This is a genomic window from Microbacterium flavescens, assembly GCF_018588945.1.
GTDB lineage: Bacteria > Actinomycetota > Actinomycetes > Actinomycetales > Microbacteriaceae > Microbacterium > Microbacterium flavescens.
In genome coordinates this window covers 1-16,541 of record NZ_JAFIWA010000013.1, presented here as the reverse complement: position 1 = coordinate 16,541, position 16,541 = coordinate 1, and the positions used below count along the sequence as shown (strand labels likewise).

The following is a 16,541-nucleotide window of genomic DNA, read 5'->3' as shown; positions in this document are numbered from 1 at the left end:
GAGCGAGGGGTAGCTGCGCAGGATGTCCTGCCGCATTCCGTCGCTGACCGCCACGATGGCGGCAGCGCCCTCGTACGCCGTCTGCTCGATCCAGCTCGAGACCGCGTAGCCGCCGCCGAGCTGCTCCGCCTTCCACGGGCGCAGCGGCTCGAGGCTGTGCGCGGTGACGATGTGGGGGATGCCGTGCAGGAGCGAGGCGAGGTGGCCGGCGAAGTTCGCGTACCAGGTGTGGCTGTGCACGACGTCGGCTCCCGCGACGTCGGTGACGATCTCCAGGTCGGTGCCCAGGGTCTGGACCGCCGCGTTTGCGGCGGCGAGCTCGGCCGGCACGCCGTACGCCGTCGTGCCCTCCTCGTCGCGATCCGCCCCGAAGGCCCGGACGCGCACGTCGATGCTCTCGCGCAGCGCTTTCACCAGCTCGGTGACGTGCACGCCGGCTCCGCCGTAGATCTCGGGCGGGTACTCCTTGGTCACGATGTCGACGCGCATGGGACGCAACTTAGTACACGAGTCAACCCGCGTGTAGCCGTTGGGCCCGATCGGGGTGCGGGCCTAGGGTGGTGCCATGCCTGCAGCGCCGAAGGTCTTCGGAATCATCCTCGCCGGCGGCGAGGGAAAGCGCCTCATGCCCCTGACGGCGGACAGGGCCAAGCCGGCGGTGCCCTTCGGCGGCCAGTACCGGCTCATCGACTTCGCCATATCGAACCTGATCAACTCGGGCCTGCGGCAGGTCGTCGTGCTCACCCAGTACAAGTCGCACAGCCTCGACAGGCATATCTCGCAGACGTGGCGGATGTCGGCCCTCCTCGACTCGTATGTCGCCTCGGTGCCGGCGCAGCAGCGCCTGGGCAAGCGGTGGTTCTCCGGATCGGCCGATGCCATCCTTCAGAGCCTGAACCTCATCAACGACGAGCAACCCGACATCGTCGTCGTCATCGGCGCCGACCACGTGTACCGCATGGACTTCCGGCAGATGCTGGCGGCGCACATCGATTCCGGCGCACGCGCGACGGTCGCAGGCATCCGTCAGCCGATCTCGCTCGCCAACCAGTTCGGCGTGATCGACGTGGACAAGAGCGATCCGACGCGCATCAACGACTTCCTCGAGAAGCCTCAGAACCCGACGGGACTGGCCGACTCCCCCGGCGAGGTCCTGGCCTCGATGGGCAACTACATCTTCGACACCGACGCGCTGATCGAGGCAGTCGAGGCCGACGGCGAGCTGCCGACGTCGAACCACGACATGGGCGGCGACATCGTGCCGTACTTCGTCGGCCGCGGCGAGGCCGGCGTGTACGACATGAACCGCAACGAGGTGCCGGGATCGACCGATCGCGACCGCTACTACTGGCGCGACGTCGGGACCATCGACTCGTTCTTCGACGCCCACCGCGACCTCATCTCGACGCTGCCGATCTTCAACCTCTACAACACCGACTGGCCGATCCACTCGCAGGCGGTGAACTCGCCTCCCGCGAAGTTCGTCCGCGACTCGGTCGGTCGCATCGGCAATTCCATCGACTCCATCGTGTCGCTCGGATCGGTGCTCTCGGGCACCCACCTCGAGCGGAGCGTCGTCGGGCCGTGGACCCTCGCGGGCGGCGGCTCGACGATCACCGACTCGGTGCTGTTCGACCACGTCCAGGTGGGCGCCGGCGCGCGGATCCATCGCGCGATCCTCGACAAGCAGGTCGTGCTCGCCGACGGGGCGACGGTCGGCGTGGACCGCGACCGAGACCTGGCGCGGGGCTACACCGTCACCGACAGCGGCATCACGGTGGTCGGCAAGGGCATCCACGTCGAACGGTGACCGCCGGTTGCGGATGCCGCGCCCGGCGACGCTAGCGTGGAGGGATGCCTGCACCCGCCGCCCGCTTCCTCGTCGTGCTCGACGCCGATTCGACGCTGATCCGCAACGAGGTCATCGAGCTGATCGCCGATGAGGCCGGGCGAGGACCGGAGGTCGCCGCGGCGACCGAGGCCGCCATGCGCGGCGAGGTCGACTTCGCCACCAGCCTGAGGTCGCGGGTCGCGCGGCTCGAGGGCGTTGCGACGGCGGCGCTCGCCGACGTGCTCGCGAGAGTCGAGCCGACGCCCGGCGTGCGCGAGCTCATCGACGCAATCCACGCTCGCGGCGGTGCTGTGGGGGTCGTCTCGGGCGGCTTCCACGAGATCCTCGACACCGTCGCCCCGTCGCTGGGCGTCGACGTGTGGCGCGCGAACCGCCTCGTCACGGCGGATGGCGCGCTGACCGGCGTGGTCGACGGCGACATCGTGGACGCCGAGGGCAAGGCCGCGGCGCTGCGCGAATGGGCGGAAGACGCGGGTGTCCCGCTGGCGCGCACGATCGCGATCGGAGACGGCGCGAACGACCTGAAGATGATGGCGGCGGCAGGGCTGGGGGTCGCCTTCAACGCGAAGCCCGCCGTGCGTGAGCGCGCCGACCTGATCGTCGGACCCGTGGATCTGGCCGAGGTGATCGCGCTCCTTCCCTGAGCCGGCGAAAATGTCGCCGCCCCTCGGTAACGTCGGGTCATGGACATCATCCTCGTTCCCGGTCTTTGGCTCGACGCATCCTCGTGGGATCCCATCCTCCCCGCGCTGCGCGAGGCCCGGCACGCACCCCGCCCCCTGACCATGCCCGGCGTCGGCGCACCCGCGACGGAGTCCGCCGACATCGGCATCCAGGACTGGGTCGACGCCGTGGTGGCCGAGATCGACGGTCTGGGGCGCCCGGTGGTGCTGGTCGGGCACAGCGGCGGCGGCAACGTCGTGTGGGCGGCAGCCGAGGCGCGGCCCGGCCAGGTGGCCCGCGTGATCTTCGTCGACACCGTGCCGCCCCCGCCGGGCGGCACGATCTCCGAGTTCGAGATCGTCGACGGCGTGATCCCGTTCCCCGGCTGGGACTCCTTCGACGCCCCTGACGTCGACGACATCGACGCCGAGACCCGCGCGGCGTGGACGCCGCGCACGCGGTCGGTTCCGGCGAAGGTTCCGACCGATCCGGTGCGGCTCGAAGGCTCAGCACGCCACGCGGTGCCGGTGACCATCCTCTCCGGAAGCATGGACGACGCCGCATTCCGCGAGGCGATCGCGCAGTGGGGAACGTACGGGGCCGAGTTCGCCGCTATCGCCGACACCGAGGTCGTCGCGCTCGGCTCCGGTCACTGGCCGCAGTTCTCTCAGCCCGAGCGACTCTCGCGTGCGCTCGTCGCCGCCGCTCGCTGACCCTGCCGCCTCAGCCGGCGCGTCGTCCTCAGTGGCCCATGCCGAGGCCGCCGTCGACGGGGATCACGGCGCCCGAGATGTACGCCGCGTCATCCGACGCCATCCAGGTGACGACGCCGGCGACCTCATCGGCCGTCGCGAAGCGACCCGCGGGGATGCTCTTCTTGTACTCGGCCTGCGTGTCGTCGCCCAGAGCCGCCGTCATGTCGGTCTCGATGAAGCCGGGAGCCACGACGTTGGCCGTGATCCCGCGCGCGCCCAGCTCGCGGGTGAGTGAGCGAGCGAAGCCCACGAGGGCGCTCTTCGAGGCCGCGTAGTTGATCTGACCCGCGGAGCCGTACAGCCCCACGACGCTCGAGATGAGGATCACGCGTCCCCAGCGGGCGCGGAGCATGCCCTTCGACGCGCGCTTGACGACGCGGAACGCGCCGCCGAGGTTCGTGGAGACCACGCTGTCGAAGTCGTCCTCGGTCATGCGCAGTAGCAGGGTGTCCTTGGTGATGCCGGCATTCGCGACCACGATCTCGACCGGGCCGAGGGCGCTCTCGACCTCGGTGAAGGCGGCGTCGACGGCCGCGGCATCCGTCACATCGGCACGCACCGTCAGCGTTCCTTCCGGACCCTCGCCGGAGCGCGCGGTCACCGCCACCTTGTAGCCCTGCGCCACGAAGCGCTCGGCGATGGCGCGGCCGATGCCGCGGTTTCCGCCGGTGACGAGGACGACGCGATCGCTGGACATGAGAAGCTCCCCGGGGGTGTGTGACGGATCCGGACCAGCCTAGTGGCGCCACGTTTGACACCCCATGCCGTGCGCTGGAACGCTAAGAGCAATCTCGAGAAAGGTCAGCCTTTGAGCGACAACACCCCCGACGCGCCCGCACCCGATCCGGCGCAGTCCGGTGGCGGCGGATATCCGCCGCCCGCGACCCCTGCGCCGCCGACGTACGGCGCGCCGCCCGCCTACGGTACTCCGCAGGCGCCGCCCGCCTACGGATCCGCACCCCAGTACGGGGCGGCACCCCAGTACGGGGCGGCACCCCAGTACGGGGCGGCACCCCAGTACGGTGCGCCCGCCTACGGCTACGGCGCGCAGGTGAAGACCAACGTCCTCGCCATCGTCTCCCTCATCGCCTCGATCGTCGGCTTCATCGGAATCGTGCCGATCATCGGATCGATCGCGGGCGTCATCACGGGCCACATCTCGCTCCACCAGCTCAAGACGAGCGGCGAGAACGGCCGCGGCATGGCGCTCGGCGGCACGATCGTCGGGTACGTCGGACTCGCCCTGTGGATCATCGGCGGCATCATCTTCTTCTCCTTCATCGCCTGGGCTGCGAGTCAGGGCGCGCGGTACAGCTCCTGACGGATCGCGCGGCCCCTGCACGTGCCCTCGAGGGCGCCTGCAGGGGCCGCGCGGCGTAGTCTTGAAGGAAGGTGAAAAGTTCGAGTCGGCCCCAATCCGCCACGTCGCTGCCACGGGCGCCACGTGACGATGTCGACGCGCGATCGACCCGCTATCTCGCCACGATGGCCCTGCGTGTCGTGTGCTTCATCCTCATGGTCGTCATCACGCCGTACGGGTGGTACACGTGGGTGTTCGGCGCTGCTGCGATCTTCCTCCCGTACATCGCGGTCGTCCTCGCGAACGTCGGCCAGGAAGCGCGGCGCAACCGCCGGGAAGACCCCGAGCGCGCGCTTCCCGCGGTGCCCACCACTCCCCTCGGCCCCCACTCGGGCAGTGTGATCCGCGTCGAGGAGGCACCCGCGATCGGCGAACGCCCCGCCGACCCGACCTCCGACGGCGAAGGGCACGACAGCGGGTCCACGGACGGCACCGCATGAGCCTCGATCTCCCCGAGCCCGTCGCCCCCGCGACCTGCTCGCGCGCAGGCTGCCGCGCCGACGCCGCCTGGCGGATCGACTGGCGCAACCCACGCATCCACTCGGCCGATCGCACGAAGACGTGGGTCGCGTGCGACGCGCACCGTGACTACCTCCGCGAGTTCCTGGCGGCCCGCGACTTTCCGGTCGAGGTCGGGCCGCTGCTGCCCAGTGAGGCTGGACGATGAGCGCGCGGCGAGAGGTCAGCATGCAGGCGCTGCCTCGCGCCGGCCGGTGGGCGATCTACGTCTCGCTCGCCGTCGTGTTCGCGATCGCCTGCGCCTTCCTGTCGAACTGGCAGTTCACACGAAATGAAGAGCGCTCGGCCCAGCTCGCGCTCGTCGAGGCGAACTACGACGCGACGCCCGTGCCGCTCGACGAGCTCATCCCCGCCGGCGGCCAGCTCGACCCCGGTGACCAGTGGCACCCGGTGCGCCTCGTCGGCGAGTACGTCGCCGACGACCAGCTGCTCGTGCGCAATCGGCCGCACGGCGGCACGTCCGCGTTCGAGGTGCTGGTGCCCTTCCGCCTATCGGACGGCCGCGTCCTGCTGATCGACCGCGGCTGGGTTGCGCCGGGCGACGATCAGCCTGAACCCGAAGCCGTGCCCGCGCCGCCTGAGGGCCAGGTGACCGTCATCGCCCGGCTCAAGCCCGGTGAGCAGCTTCCGTCGTCGGGCCGGACCGCCCCCGCCGGACAGGTGCCGACCATCCACCTGCCGCTCGTCGCCGAGTCGGTGTCGGCCGACGCCGGCGAAGCGCTCGAAGTCAGTGCCTACGGCGTCATGGCCTCGGAGGACCCTGCGCCCGCGACCGTGCCGCAGTCGCTCGAATCGCCCTCCGAGGACCCCGGCCCGCACCTCTCGTACGCGATCCAGTGGATCCTCTTCGCGGTCATGGGGTTCGTCTTCATCGGCTACGTCATCCGCACCGAGCGGCGGCATCGCCGCGAGGACGCCGAGGAATCCTCCCGTCGACGCGACCGCGACGCGCAGGACGAGGACGCCCTGCTGGACGCCGCCGGCCGCTGAGGCCCGCCCCACCGGTTCGTTGAGCGAGGAGCGAAGCGACGAGACGAAACGCCTCGCAGTTCCCTCCCACCCGGTTCGTTGAGCGAGGAGCGAAGCGACGAGACGAACCGCCTCGCCGTTGCCCCCGCCCCCCACCGTCCCCGCACCCGGGTCGTTGAGCGAGGAGCGAAGCGACGAGACGAAACGCCTCGATCTTCCGAGGAGCCCTCGCGCCTCAACGCGTTCCCTCTCGCTTCGCTCGCTCAACGACCCGCTACAGGGCCGGCGTCAAGCCAGCGAGATGAGCTCCGCGTAGTCGCGACCCCAGATGTCTTCGACGCCGTCGGGCAGGATGAGCACCCGCTCGGGGTTGAGCGCCTCGACCGCACCCTCATCGTGCGAGACGAGCACTACGGCTCCCTCGTAGTGCGAGAGTGCGCCGAGGATCTCCTCACGCGAGGCGGGGTCCAGGTTGTTCGTGGGCTCGTCGAGCAGCAGCATGTTGGCGCTGGACACCACGAGAGTCGCCAGCGAGAGCCGCGTCTTCTCCCCACCGGACAGGACGCCCGCGGGCTTCAGCACGTCGTCGCCGGTGAACAGGAACGACCCCAGCACCTTTCGGGCGTCGGTCGCGGTGATGTCGGGCGCCGCCGACATCATGTTCTCGAGCACCGATCGCGAGACGTCGAGGTTCTCGTGCTCCTGCGCGTAGTAGCCGACCTTGAGGCCGTGCCCCGGCTCGATCTGCCCGGTATCGGGCTTGTCGACGCCGGCGAGGATGCGCAGCAGGGTCGTCTTGCCGGCGCCGTTCAGCCCGAGCACGACGACCTTCGAGCCGCGATCGATCGCGAGGTCGACGTCGGTGAAGATCTCGAGCGAGCCGTACGACTTCGACAGTCCCGACGCCATGAGCGGGGTCTTTCCGCACGGAGCCGGCTTGGGGAAGCGCAGCTTGGCGACCCGCTCCTCCTGGCGGACGTCGTCGAGTCCTGACAGCATCTTCTCGGCGCGCGCCACCATCTGGTGCGCAGCGGCCGCCTTCGACGCCTTGGCGCCGAACCGGGCGGCCTGCAGCTGCAGGGCGGTGGCCTTCTTCTCGACGTTGGCGCGCTCCTTCTTGCGGCGCTCCTCGTCGGCCACCCGCTGGCGCAGGTAGTTCTTCCAGTTCATGTTGTAGACGTCGATGACCTGGCGGTTCGCATCGAGGTAGAACACGCGGTTGACGGTCTCGCCCACGAGCTCGACATCGTGGCTGATGACGATGAGCCCGCCCTTGTAGCCCTTGAGGAACTCGCGCAGCCACACGACGCTGTCGGCGTCGAGGTGGTTGGTCGGCTCGTCGAGGATCATCGACTCGGCGTTCGAGAACAGGATGCGAGCGAGCTCGATGCGCCGGCGCTGGCCGCCCGAGAGGGTGCGCAGCGGCTGCTCGAGGATGCGGTCCGGCAGCGACAGGTTGTGCGCGATCGAGGCGGCCTCCGCCTCGGCCGCGTAGCCTCCGAGCGCTTCGAACCGCTCGGTGAGGTTCGCGTACTTGCGCATGGCGCGGGCCGCGGCATCCGGATCATCATCGCCCATGGCGACGGATGCCTCGTGCATGCCCAGTGCGATCGTCCCGAGTCCTCGGGCGTCGAGGATGCGGGTGCGGGCCAGCATGTCGGGATCGCCGGAGCGCGGATCCTGCGGCAGGTATCCCAGCTCGCCGATGCGGTCGACCTTGCCCTCGGCGGGCAGCAGGTCGCCGGCGAGCACCTTGGTCAGGGTCGTCTTCCCGGCTCCGTTGCGGCCCACGAGACCGACCTTGTCGCCCGCCGACACACGGAACGACACGTCGGACATGAGCACGCGGGCGCCCACGCGAATCTCGAGGTCGTGCACGGCGAGCACAGCGGAAGTCCGATCCGTCGATGGAGAAGGGGAAGTGGCCGAACGGCCAGCCTCCCAGTATACGGGGCGAGCGCCGGCAGGCCGCCGCACTGCCCGGTCAGACGAGAGCCCCGGTCGTCGCGACCGGGGCTCTCGTGCGTGTGTCCGAGTGGGATCAGCGCTGCGCGATGACGGCGGCTGCCGCTGCGGCGAGCTGCTCGACGACGTCGGGAAGGATCCACGGCAGGGTCAGCGCGGTCGGCGAGATCGCGGCCACGTTCTCCTCGCCGACGATCGGCGCCACGGCTCCGGCGGCCACGGCGGGGATCAGCGCGGCGCGGTCCGATGCGATGAACTCGTCGAGGTCGGACTGCGCCTCGGCCTGAGTGAAGAGCACGTCCGCGTCGATCTGGTCGAGGTTCTCGCTGCTGACCGTGGTGTAGAACGTCGACTCGCCGCTGTCGAGCGCGGTCACCGACTCGGCGCTGGTGAACCCGAGGTCCTCGAGGATCTCGACGCGGGGATCGGCGGGAAGGTAGAGGTAGAACGTGTCGACGTCGTCATCGGCGTACGCGATCGACAGGCCTTCGAACTCGGGGTGCTCGGCTGCGGCATCCGCGATCTGCTGATCCAGGTCGGCGAGCACGGCGTCCGCCTCGCTCTCGAGGCCGAGCGCCCTGCCGGTGTCGGTGATGACGTCGCGCCACGGCGTCGCCCAGAGGGCCTCTTCGGGAGCGACGACGGGGATGCCGGCGCCGGTCACCGCGTCGTACTCCTCCTGCGTGAGGCCTGAGTAGGACGCGATGAGCACATCGGGGTCGCTCGCGAGCAGCTGCTCGACGGACAGCTCGTAGGCGGAGTTGTCCAGCAGCACGGGCGCCTCACCGCCGAGCTCGCTGAGCGCCTCGTCGACCCAGGGCGTGATGAGGTCGTCGCCACCGCCGTACTCGGACGACGGGATCGCGACGGGCACGATGCCCAGTGCGAGAACCGCGTCGGTCGCACCCCAGCCCCACGTCGCGATGCGCTCGGGCGCCTCTTCGATCGTGGTCTCGCCGTAGATGTGCTCGAAGGTCACCGGGAAGCTCCCTGACGCGGCGGAGCCGTTGTCGTCCGAGTCGGACGATGCGGGTGCGGCCGTGCCGGCGCATCCGGAGAGCACGAGGCCGCCGGCCAGCGCGAGCGCGGCGAACGCGGCGAGGCGCGGGTGGGTAACGGGCATGGATCTTCCTTTCGATCGCGTCAGGCCTCGTCCGCGGCGGCGTGGGCGCCTCCGGGAACGGGGATGACGAGGGGGGTGGAGGTGAGGGGGTCGGGGATGACGAGCGCATCGAGGTCGAACGCCTGCGACACGACCTCACGGGTGAGCACGTCGGAGGGGGCGCCGTGCGCGACGACGCGGCCGGCACTCATGATCACGAGGTCGTCGGCGTAGCGCGCGGCGAGGTTGAGCTCATGGAGAACGACCACGATCGTCGTGCCGTCGGTGCGGTTGAGCGTGCGCAGGAGGTCGAGCACCTCGATCTGGTGGCTCAGGTCCAGGAAGGTCGTCGGCTCGTCCAGCAGGAGCACGCGAGGCTCCTGCGCGAGGGCCATCGCGATCCAGACGCGCTGACGCTGGCCGCCCGACAGGTCGCCCACAGCGCGATCCGCCAGGGCGCTGACCCCCGTCTTGGCCATCGCATCGTCGACGCGCGCAGTGTCGGCAGCGCTCCAGCGCTGGAAGACCCCGCGGTGCGGGTGACGGCCGCGTGAGACGAGTTCGGCGACGGTCAGACCGTCGGGAGCGGTGGGATGCTGCGGCAGCAGGCCGACGCTCTGTGCGAACCGGCGGCGAGGCAGCGTGCGGATGTCGACGCCGTCGAGCTCCACGGTTCCGCCGAGGGGCTCGTTCACACGGGCGAGAACGCTCAGCAGCGTCGACTTGCCGCAGGCGTTCGCGCCGATGACCATCGTCATGCGGCCGGCGGCGAAGTCGAGATCGAGGTCTTCGATCACCCGCCGTCCGGGATAGCCGGCGGCAAGCCCGCGTGCGCTGAGGCGCGGTGCGGTTGCGGGGGTCACAGGTTGCGTCCTTTCGACGTCGCGAGGAGCCACAGGAGGAAGGCGGCGCCGATCGCACCGGTCACCACGCCCACCGGCACGGAGACACCGGGCAGGGCGAACTGCGCGACGAGGTCGGCGGCCGCGAGCAGGCACGCACCGACCGCGGCGCTCGTCCCGATGCCGATGGCGCCATGGCCGAGCAGCGGGCGGGCGATCGCGGGAGCGCAGAGGGCGATGAACCCGATCGGTCCGACGAAGGCGCACGTGACGGCGGTGAGCAGGACCGCCGTCAGCACGGTGACGATCCGCACGGTGGACGCCCGCACGCCCAGCGAGGCGGCAGTCGACGCCCCCATCTGGGTGATCGGGAGCCAGCGCGCGCACGCCACGACGGCGGGGATGCAGAGGATCACGACGATGAGCACGGTCACGACGCTCCACCACGGGGTCGAGGAGAGGCTGCCCGTCAGCCAGATCAGCGCCGCCTGGGCGAGCTCGACCTGCGCGCGCACCATCAGGTAGTTCGTGATCGCGATCGTGAGGAACGCGACGCCGACGCCCGCGAGGATGAGGCGGTAGCCTCCGTCGGCGCGGTGCCGTCCGGCGAGCAGCAGGAAGGCGGCCACCGCGAGGCCACCGAGGAACGCGGCCACGGCGAGCACCGGTCCGCCGATCCCCAGCGTCAGGATGCCGAAGACGGCCGCCGCTCCCGCGCCGCCGCTGATGCCGAGCAGATCGGGACTGGCGAGCGGATTGCCCAGCAGCGACTGCAGCAGGCCGCCGGCCACGCCCAGCGCGGCGCCGACGACGAGCGCCATCGCGAGTCGAGGCGCCCGCACCTGGAAGACGACGTACGACTGCGCGCGGTCTCCCCCGCCCCACAGCGTCGCCCACAGGTCGGCCGGAGCGATGGGGTAGTCGCCGACGGAGAGCGAAATGATGGCGATCACGACGACGGCGAGCAGCACCGCAGACACGACCAGCGTGCGCCGGCGACTCACGCGCGAGCGGACCTCGAGCACCGACGCGCTCACAGGGTCACCCGCCCACGTCGGAGCACGAGAGAGATGAGCACCGGAGCGCCGACGAAGGCGACCACGAGCCCGGCCTGCACCTCGCCGGGCAGGGCGATGACGCGCCCGAGCACGTCGGCAGCCAGCAGCACGGCGGCGCCCGCGGGCGCTCCGATGGCCAGCAGCCAGCGGTAGTCGCCGCCGACGAGCGCGCGCAGCGCGTGCGGGACGAGCAGTCCGAGGAAGACGATGGGGCCGGCGATGGCCGTGGCGCTGCCGCAGAGCAGGACGGTGGCGACGATGCCGAGCGTGCGCGTTCGTGCCACGCTGTGGCCGAGCCCGGTCGCCGTGTCGTCGCCGAGGGCGATCAGGTCCAGGCCGCGCGCAGAGGTGAAGGCGATGACCGCGCCGATGACGATGGGGAGGACCACGACGGCGACGGTGTCGAGGCCGCGGTTGGTGAGGCCGCCCACCTGCCAGTAGCGGAACACGTCGAACGCCGTGATCGATGTCGTGAGGATCAGGGTGCTCACGGCCGTCAGACCGGCGGTCACCGCGGCTCCGGTGAGCGCCAGCTTGGCCGGGTTGGAGCCGTCGGAACCGCGCGACCCGATGAAGGCGACGGCGACCGATGCGACCGCGGCGCCGACGAACGCGAACCATACGAAGCCCGAAGGCGACGTGATGCCCCACAGCGTGATCGCCGCAAGGACCGCCACCGACGCACCGGCGTTCACGCCGAGGAGGCCCGGGTCGGCGAGCGGGTTGCGGGTAAGCCCCTGCATGAGCGTGCCGGCGAGGGCCAGCGATGCGCCGGCGAGAATTCCGATGATCGTGCGAGGGACGCGCTGCGTGAGGATCACGCTGTGATCGGCGAGGGACATGTCGGGGCGCAGCAGAGCATCGATCACCACCCCCGGTGCGACGGGCCGCGCGCCGATCATGAGGCTCACCAGAACCATGACCAGCAGCAGCGCGATCGCGGTGAGCAGGACGAGCCTCGCGCGCCGGTCGCGGGCGCTGGTCATTCCTGTCCCTCGGCCTGCCCGAGCCGCCAGTACCCCATGAAGGCGACGCGCTTGCGGTCCACGCCGCAGCCCTGCACGAGGTGCCGGCGCAAGCCCTTGACCATGGCGGCCTCACCGGCGATCCAGGCGTAGAACTCGCCTTCGGAGTCTTCGGGGCTGTCCCACAGCAGGTCGGTGTCGACGTCCACGTCGGCCAGCTCCTGGCGGCGCGGAGCCGCCGCGCGTGCCAGAGTGTCGGTCGCCGTCGACGTCCACGCGGTGACCGCGTCGGTGAGCGCGGCGCCGTGCTCCCGCTCGTCGCGCGCCAGCCACGAGACGCGGAAGGAGGGCGGCACCTCCAGTGTCAGCGCGTCGGCGCGGCTGGGAACCTCGATGAAGGCATCCACCTCGAACGACTCGTCGAGCGACTCGAGGATCGAGCCGATGGCCGGCGCTGCCGTCTCATCGCCCGCGAGGACGAGTCGACGGGCGGTCCCCGGGTGCCAGTCCAGTCCAAGACGGTAGCCGTCGCTGCGGTGGTCGGGTCCGACGATCACGATCTGGCTGCCGACGGAGGCAGTCTCCGCCCAGCTGCCCGCGGGGCCGGCGCCGTGATGCACCACGAAGTCGACGTGCAGCAGACGCGCGTCCGGGTCGATGCGACGGACCGTGTAGGTGCGCAGGGGGCTGCGGGATTCGGTCGGGATGCCGCGCCACGCGGCGTACCAATCACCGGCGTCGATCATGGACTCGTCGTGCTGGCCGATGTCACTCAGGGATCCGTCCGCGAGGGGCAGGATCAGCTTGACGCGCTGGTCGAGCCCGGCCGTGCCGAACACGTCGAAGTCGGGTCCGGTGAAGGCCACGCGCACGAAGTGCGGAGACAGCCGGTGCACGTCCGCGACGGTCGCGGCGTAGGGGCGATACGCAGGGCGCGTGCTGACGGCGATCGAAGAGCTCACCCAGTAAGGTTAGCCTTACCTCGTCTGCTTGCCAAAATCGGATATCACGAACGATGGGCGGCGCCGGACTCCTCATGCGCGTGACCCAGCCGCAGGCCCGGGACCAGCGCGAGGAGGGCGAGAGCCGTCGCGAGCGCGAAGACCGCGGGGAACGCGGCATCCGTCCCCGCCAGCGCCGTGAAGACGAGCCCCATGATCGCGATCGAGGTGGCCGCGCCGATCGAGTCGGAGATCGACAGGGCCGATGAGTTGAAGCCCTGATTCTGCGGCGTCGAGTACGCGAGGGTGAGCACGGTCAGCCGCGGGTACATGAGGCCCATGCCGCCGCCGGCGAAAGCCCAGCCCACGATGAGCACCGCCGGATGCCATCCGAGCATGGCGGTCGCGCCGGCCACGACGGTGGACGTGATGAGGAGTGTCACGCCGAGCGCCGTGATGCGCGCATTGCCGAGCCGGTCGCCCACGCGGCCCTGCACGTCGGCCGCGGCCGCCCAGGCGATCGCCGCAGTGGTGAGCCCGAGCCCTGCCCACGTCGGCGAGAAGTCGTAGTGGTCGATCAGCAGGTACGGCACGTAGATCTCGGCGCCGAACAGGGCTCCGGCGATGAGACCTCGCATCAGCACCACGCTCGGCAGGCCGCGTCGCGCGAGCAGCGTGCCGCGGGGAAGGAGAGGTCGCGACGCCAAGCCGATGACGACAGCGGATGCCGCCACCACGACCCACGCGTAGGCTCCGAGCTCGCCGGCCAGGCTGAGCGCCAGCGCGCCGACTGCGACCGCCACCGCGCACGCCATGCGCGGCCCGATCCGGTCCGTCGCAGGGTGGTCGGTGTGGAGCGGAAGGCCGTGCAGACGGAGCACCACCATCGTGAACGCGATGACGGTAAGTCCGGCGACGCCGAGGAACACCCAGCGCCAGTGGAGAAACTCGGTCACCGCGCCGGCCAGGAACGGGCCGATGAGCGACGGCACCACCCAGGCTGCCGAGAAGGCGGCGAACACCCGGCCGTGCATGACCGAGGGATACACGCGGGCGACGACCACGTACAGCGCGACGGTCTGCCCGCCTGTGCCTAGGCCCTGCACGAGGCGACCCGCGACGAGCACCGGCATCGACGTGGCCAGCCCCGCGATGATCAAGCCGACCACGAACAGTACGACGGCCGTGGTCAGCGGAGCGAGCACTCCCCCGCGGTCGCACCACGCTCCGACGGCAACCATGCCGATCACGCTCGTCGCGAGCGTGCCGGCGAACGCCACCGCGTACAGCGCGCCGCCGTCGAGGTCGGCACTCACGACGGGCATCACAGTGGTCACGGCGAGCGACTGCATCGCCGCCAGGAAGATGAGGGCGACGGCACCGACCGTGACCCAGACGAACCGCCCCCGCCAGATCCCCGTCTCGGACTCGACGGGTGCAGTGCTCATCAGACCAGGCTACCCACCCGTCGGAGCGCCTCGGTCAGCAGCTCGGGCGAACACCCGAAGTTGATGCGCACGTGACCCCGGCCCTCCTCGCCGAAGAACGGCCCGAGGTGGAAGGCGACCCGCGCCTCGCGACGGATCTTCACCGCAGGGTTGTCGCCCCACCCGAGGTCGGAGAGATCCACCCACGCCAGGAAGCCGGCATCGGGAATGCGATACCGCGCGGCCGGGACGTGCTCGTCGAGCAGTTCGGCGAGCAGGACGCGATTGAGATCGAGCGCCGCCAGCTGCGCATCCAGCCAGACGTCGCTCTCCGCCGAGAACGCGGCGACCGCCGCGATCGCGCCGAACAGACCGGTGCGCCACTCGACCTCGTCGGGCAGGGAGCGCACGACGGCGGAGGTGGTCTCGTCGGCGGCGACCATCAGCGCGCACTTGAGTCCAGCCAGATTGAACGCCTTGCTCGCGCTCACGACGGCGTAGCCGATTCGTGCGGCCGCGGGCGAGGCATCCAGGAACGGCGTGAAAACAGCTCCGCGGTGGGTCAACGGCGCGTGGATCTCGTCGCTGATGACGACCGCGTCGTACCGCGCCGCAAGATCGGCCAGCGTCGCCAGCGTCTCCCGCGAGTGAACGGTGCCGGTGGGGTTGTGGGGGTTGCAGAGGAGCACGGCGCGCGCTCCGCCGGCCAGCGCTCCCTCGACGCCTCCGAGGTCGAGCTCCCAGCCGGTGCCGCGGTCGATGAGCGGCACGCGCTCCACGACGCCTCCCGCTTCGGGGATGCACTCGAAGAACGGCGGATACACCGGGGGCGTCACGATCACTCGGTCGCCCGGCGAGATCACGTGACGCAGGATCTCGACGATCGCCATCATCACGTCGCACGTCGTGCGGATCCGCGCGGGATCGGGCTTCCACCCGAACCGGCGCTGCGCGAAGGCCGCATAGGCGCTCGCGACGCCGAGGTCGGGGGGCGTGTAGCCGGTGTCGCCGAGCGCGACCGCCCGGGACAGCGCGGCGGTGATCGCGGGGGCCGGCGGGTAGTCGGTCTCCGCGACGAAGAACGGCAGCACGTCATCGCCGTACTTGCGCCACTTCGTGCTGGAGCGCTGCCTCAGCTGCTCGAGGGGAAGGGCTTGCAGGGGCGCGACGCTCATCGCACGACAATATCGAGGGCGCTCGGACAACAGCGCCTCGAGCGTCACCGAGTGAAACGCGGCCGCGAGGGTGTCAGATGGCGAAGCCGAGGGCTCGCATCATGTCGCGTCCGTCATCGGTGATCCGCTCCGGACCCCACGGCGGCATCCAGACCCAGTTGATGCGGAAGCGGTCGACCACCTCGTCCAGAGCCTGAGCGGTCTGCTCCTCCAGCACGTCGGTGAGCGGACAGCCGGCCGACGTGAGCGTCATGTGGATGACCAGTGCGTCGTTCTCGTCGTCCCATCCGAGGTCGTAGATGAGGCCGAGGTCGACGACATTGATCCCCAGCTCGGGATCCATGACGTCCTTGAGAGCTTCGGTGACCTCGTCGTACTTCTCGGGTGTGAGCGTTGCGGTCATGTAACGATTCTATGCTTCGGTGCCGACGGGGGCATCGGCGGGCTCTTCGACGCCCGCGGGGAGGTAGCGGTCGTAACCCTCGTCCTCGAGCCGGTCGGCCAGTTCGGGGCCGCCCTCCTCGGCGATCCGGCCGCCCACCATGACGTGCACGTAGTCCGGACGGATGTAGCGCAGGATGCGCGTGTAGTGCGTGATGAGCAGGACGCCCAGATCGTTCTCGGAACGGGCGCGGTTCACGCCCTCCGAGACCACCTTGAGCGCGTCGACGTCGAGCCCGGAGTCGGTCTCGTCGAGGATCGCGATCTGCGGCTTGAGCAGCTCGAGCTGGAGGATCTCGTGGCGCTTCTTCTCGCCGCCGGAGAAGCCCTCGTTGACGTTGCGCTGGGCGAACTTGGGGTCCATGCGCAGGGCCTTCATCGAGGACTTGACCTCTTTCGTCCACGTGCGGATCGAAGGGGCCTCGCCGTCGATGGCGGTCTTGGCGGTGCGGAGGAAGTTCGTCACCGTCACGCCGGGGATCTCGACGGGATACTGCATCGCCAGGA

19 protein-coding genes are annotated in these 16,541 nt (G+C 70.3%); 7 read left to right on the top strand and 12 right to left on the bottom strand.

Going from position 1 to position 16,541, the window contains the following annotated elements; genetic code table 11:
• On the bottom strand, window positions 1-489 hold a 489-nt coding region (locus tag JX005_RS15765; RefSeq protein WP_214468575.1), incomplete at its 3' end, for a glycosyltransferase.
• A gap of 76 nt (window positions 490-565) precedes the next feature.
• On the opposite strand from JX005_RS15765, the gene JX005_RS15760 reads away from it, so the two are divergent.
• The 3 genes from JX005_RS15760 to JX005_RS15750 are packed head-to-tail and all read left to right on the top strand — an operon-like array spanning window position 566 to window position 3,228.
• Window positions 566-1,810, top strand: a complete 1,245-nt coding sequence (locus JX005_RS15760; RefSeq protein ID WP_214468573.1) for a glucose-1-phosphate adenylyltransferase — start codon at window positions 566-568, stop codon at window positions 1,808-1,810.
• Window positions 1,811-1,854: 44 nt separating this feature from the next.
• Window positions 1,855-2,496: a phosphoserine phosphatase SerB gene (serB, locus tag JX005_RS15755; protein WP_214468571.1), complete on the top strand. Its 642-nt coding sequence runs from the start codon at window positions 1,855-1,857 to the stop codon at window positions 2,494-2,496.
• A 39-nt stretch (window positions 2,497-2,535) separates the two neighbouring features.
• Window positions 2,536-3,228 carry an alpha/beta fold hydrolase gene (locus JX005_RS15750; protein ID WP_214468569.1) on the top strand — a complete coding sequence of 231 codons (693 nt, stop codon included), beginning with the start codon at window positions 2,536-2,538 and terminating at the stop codon, window positions 3,226-3,228.
• Window positions 3,229-3,256: 28 nt separating this feature from the next.
• Here the strand turns inward: JX005_RS15750 and fabG are convergent, their stop codons facing one another.
• Entirely contained in the window at window positions 3,257-3,967 is a 711-nt protein-coding gene (fabG, locus tag JX005_RS15745; protein ID WP_214468567.1) for a 3-oxoacyl-ACP reductase FabG, read from the bottom strand.
• Window positions 3,968-4,078: 111 nt separating this feature from the next.
• Between fabG and JX005_RS15740 the strand changes: the two genes are divergently transcribed.
• From JX005_RS15740 to JX005_RS15725, 4 genes are all read left to right on the top strand, one after another.
• A complete protein-coding gene (locus tag JX005_RS15740; RefSeq protein WP_214468565.1) occupies window positions 4,079-4,591 on the top strand; it encodes a DUF4190 domain-containing protein in 513 nt (170 codons plus the stop codon).
• A 71-nt stretch (window positions 4,592-4,662) separates the two neighbouring features.
• Window positions 4,663-5,070 carry a DUF3099 domain-containing protein gene (locus JX005_RS15735; protein WP_214468563.1) on the top strand — a complete coding sequence of 136 codons (408 nt, stop codon included), beginning with the start codon at window positions 4,663-4,665 and terminating at the stop codon, window positions 5,068-5,070.
• On the top strand, window positions 5,067-5,297 hold the full coding sequence (locus tag JX005_RS15730) for a hypothetical protein (protein WP_214468561.1): 231 nt from the start codon (window positions 5,067-5,069) through the stop codon (window positions 5,295-5,297). Before JX005_RS15735 ends, JX005_RS15730 begins: the two co-directional genes overlap by 4 nt.
• Entirely contained in the window at window positions 5,294-6,139 is an 846-nt protein-coding gene (locus tag JX005_RS15725) for an SURF1 family cytochrome oxidase biogenesis protein (RefSeq protein ID WP_246534083.1), read from the top strand. Before JX005_RS15730 ends, JX005_RS15725 begins: the two co-directional genes overlap by 4 nt.
• Window positions 6,140-6,406: 267 nt before the next feature.
• Here JX005_RS15725 and JX005_RS15720 read toward each other — a convergent pair whose 3' ends face one another.
• From JX005_RS15720 to sufC, 10 genes are all read right to left on the bottom strand, one after another.
• Complete coding sequence (locus tag JX005_RS15720) at window positions 6,407-8,005, bottom strand: ABC-F family ATP-binding cassette domain-containing protein (RefSeq protein WP_214468559.1); 1,599 nt, start codon at window positions 8,003-8,005, stop codon at window positions 6,407-6,409.
• 154 nt (window positions 8,006-8,159) lie between these two features.
• The gene (locus JX005_RS15715) at window positions 8,160-9,206 is read right to left on the bottom strand and encodes an ABC transporter substrate-binding protein (RefSeq protein WP_214468557.1); all 1,047 of its coding nucleotides are present in this window, start codon (window positions 9,204-9,206) and stop codon (window positions 8,160-8,162) included.
• A gap of 20 nt (window positions 9,207-9,226) precedes the next feature.
• Complete coding sequence (locus JX005_RS15710) at window positions 9,227-10,048, bottom strand: ABC transporter ATP-binding protein (RefSeq protein WP_214468555.1); 822 nt, start codon at window positions 10,046-10,048, stop codon at window positions 9,227-9,229.
• Window positions 10,045-11,064, bottom strand: coding sequence for a FecCD family ABC transporter permease (locus JX005_RS15705; RefSeq protein WP_214468553.1), 1,020 nt, complete (start codon window positions 11,062-11,064; stop codon window positions 10,045-10,047). Before JX005_RS15705 ends, JX005_RS15710 begins: the two co-directional genes overlap by 4 nt.
• On the bottom strand, window positions 11,061-12,071 hold the full coding sequence (locus JX005_RS15700) for a FecCD family ABC transporter permease (RefSeq protein ID WP_214468551.1): 1,011 nt from the start codon (window positions 12,069-12,071) through the stop codon (window positions 11,061-11,063). The genes JX005_RS15705 and JX005_RS15700 overlap by 4 nt, the downstream gene beginning before the upstream one ends.
• Window positions 12,068-13,012, bottom strand: coding sequence for a siderophore-interacting protein (locus tag JX005_RS16445; RefSeq protein WP_307858618.1), 945 nt, complete (start codon window positions 13,010-13,012; stop codon window positions 12,068-12,070). Before JX005_RS16445 ends, JX005_RS15700 begins: the two co-directional genes overlap by 4 nt.
• Window positions 13,013-13,056: 44 nt before the next feature.
• Window positions 13,057-14,439: an MFS transporter gene (locus tag JX005_RS15690; RefSeq protein ID WP_214468550.1), complete on the bottom strand. Its 1,383-nt coding sequence runs from the start codon at window positions 14,437-14,439 to the stop codon at window positions 13,057-13,059.
• Complete coding sequence (locus JX005_RS15685) at window positions 14,439-15,593, bottom strand: MalY/PatB family protein (protein WP_214468548.1); 1,155 nt, start codon at window positions 15,591-15,593, stop codon at window positions 14,439-14,441. The genes JX005_RS15690 and JX005_RS15685 overlap by 1 nt, the downstream gene beginning before the upstream one ends.
• Before the next feature lie 73 nt (window positions 15,594-15,666).
• Window positions 15,667-15,996: a metal-sulfur cluster assembly factor gene (locus JX005_RS15680; RefSeq protein WP_127475313.1), complete on the bottom strand. Its 330-nt coding sequence runs from the start codon at window positions 15,994-15,996 to the stop codon at window positions 15,667-15,669.
• 9 nt (window positions 15,997-16,005) lie between these two features.
• Window positions 16,006-16,541, bottom strand: a 536-nt coding sequence (sufC, locus tag JX005_RS15675; protein ID WP_214468546.1) for a Fe-S cluster assembly ATPase SufC, incomplete at its 5' end; no start/stop codon positions are given.

Bases quoted from the DNA above. Each gene is read 5' to 3' on its own strand.
- JX005_RS15760 (WP_214468573.1), top strand. From the start codon at position 566: ATGCCTGCAGCGCCGAAGGTCTTCGGAATCATCCTCGCCGGCGGCGAG.
- serB (WP_214468571.1), top strand. From the start codon at position 1,855: ATGCCTGCACCCGCCGCCCGCTTCCTCGTCGTGCTCGACGCCGATTCG.
- JX005_RS15750 (WP_214468569.1), top strand. From the start codon at position 2,536: ATGGACATCATCCTCGTTCCCGGTCTTTGGCTCGACGCATCCTCGTGG.
- fabG (WP_214468567.1), bottom strand. From the start codon at position 3,967: ATGTCCAGCGATCGCGTCGTCCTCGTCACCGGCGGAAACCGCGGCATC.
- JX005_RS15730 (WP_214468561.1), top strand. From the start codon at position 5,067: ATGAGCCTCGATCTCCCCGAGCCCGTCGCCCCCGCGACCTGCTCGCGC.
- JX005_RS15725 (WP_246534083.1), top strand. From the start codon at position 5,294: ATGAGCGCGCGGCGAGAGGTCAGCATGCAGGCGCTGCCTCGCGCCGGC.
- JX005_RS15715 (WP_214468557.1), bottom strand. From the start codon at position 9,206: ATGCCCGTTACCCACCCGCGCCTCGCCGCGTTCGCCGCGCTCGCGCTG.
- JX005_RS15700 (WP_214468551.1), bottom strand. From the start codon at position 12,071: ATGACCAGCGCCCGCGACCGGCGCGCGAGGCTCGTCCTGCTCACCGCG.
- JX005_RS15690 (WP_214468550.1), bottom strand. From the start codon at position 14,439: ATGAGCACTGCACCCGTCGAGTCCGAGACGGGGATCTGGCGGGGGCGG.
- JX005_RS15685 (WP_214468548.1), bottom strand. From the start codon at position 15,593: ATGAGCGTCGCGCCCCTGCAAGCCCTTCCCCTCGAGCAGCTGAGGCAG.
- JX005_RS15680 (WP_127475313.1), bottom strand. From the start codon at position 15,996: ATGACCGCAACGCTCACACCCGAGAAGTACGACGAGGTCACCGAAGCT.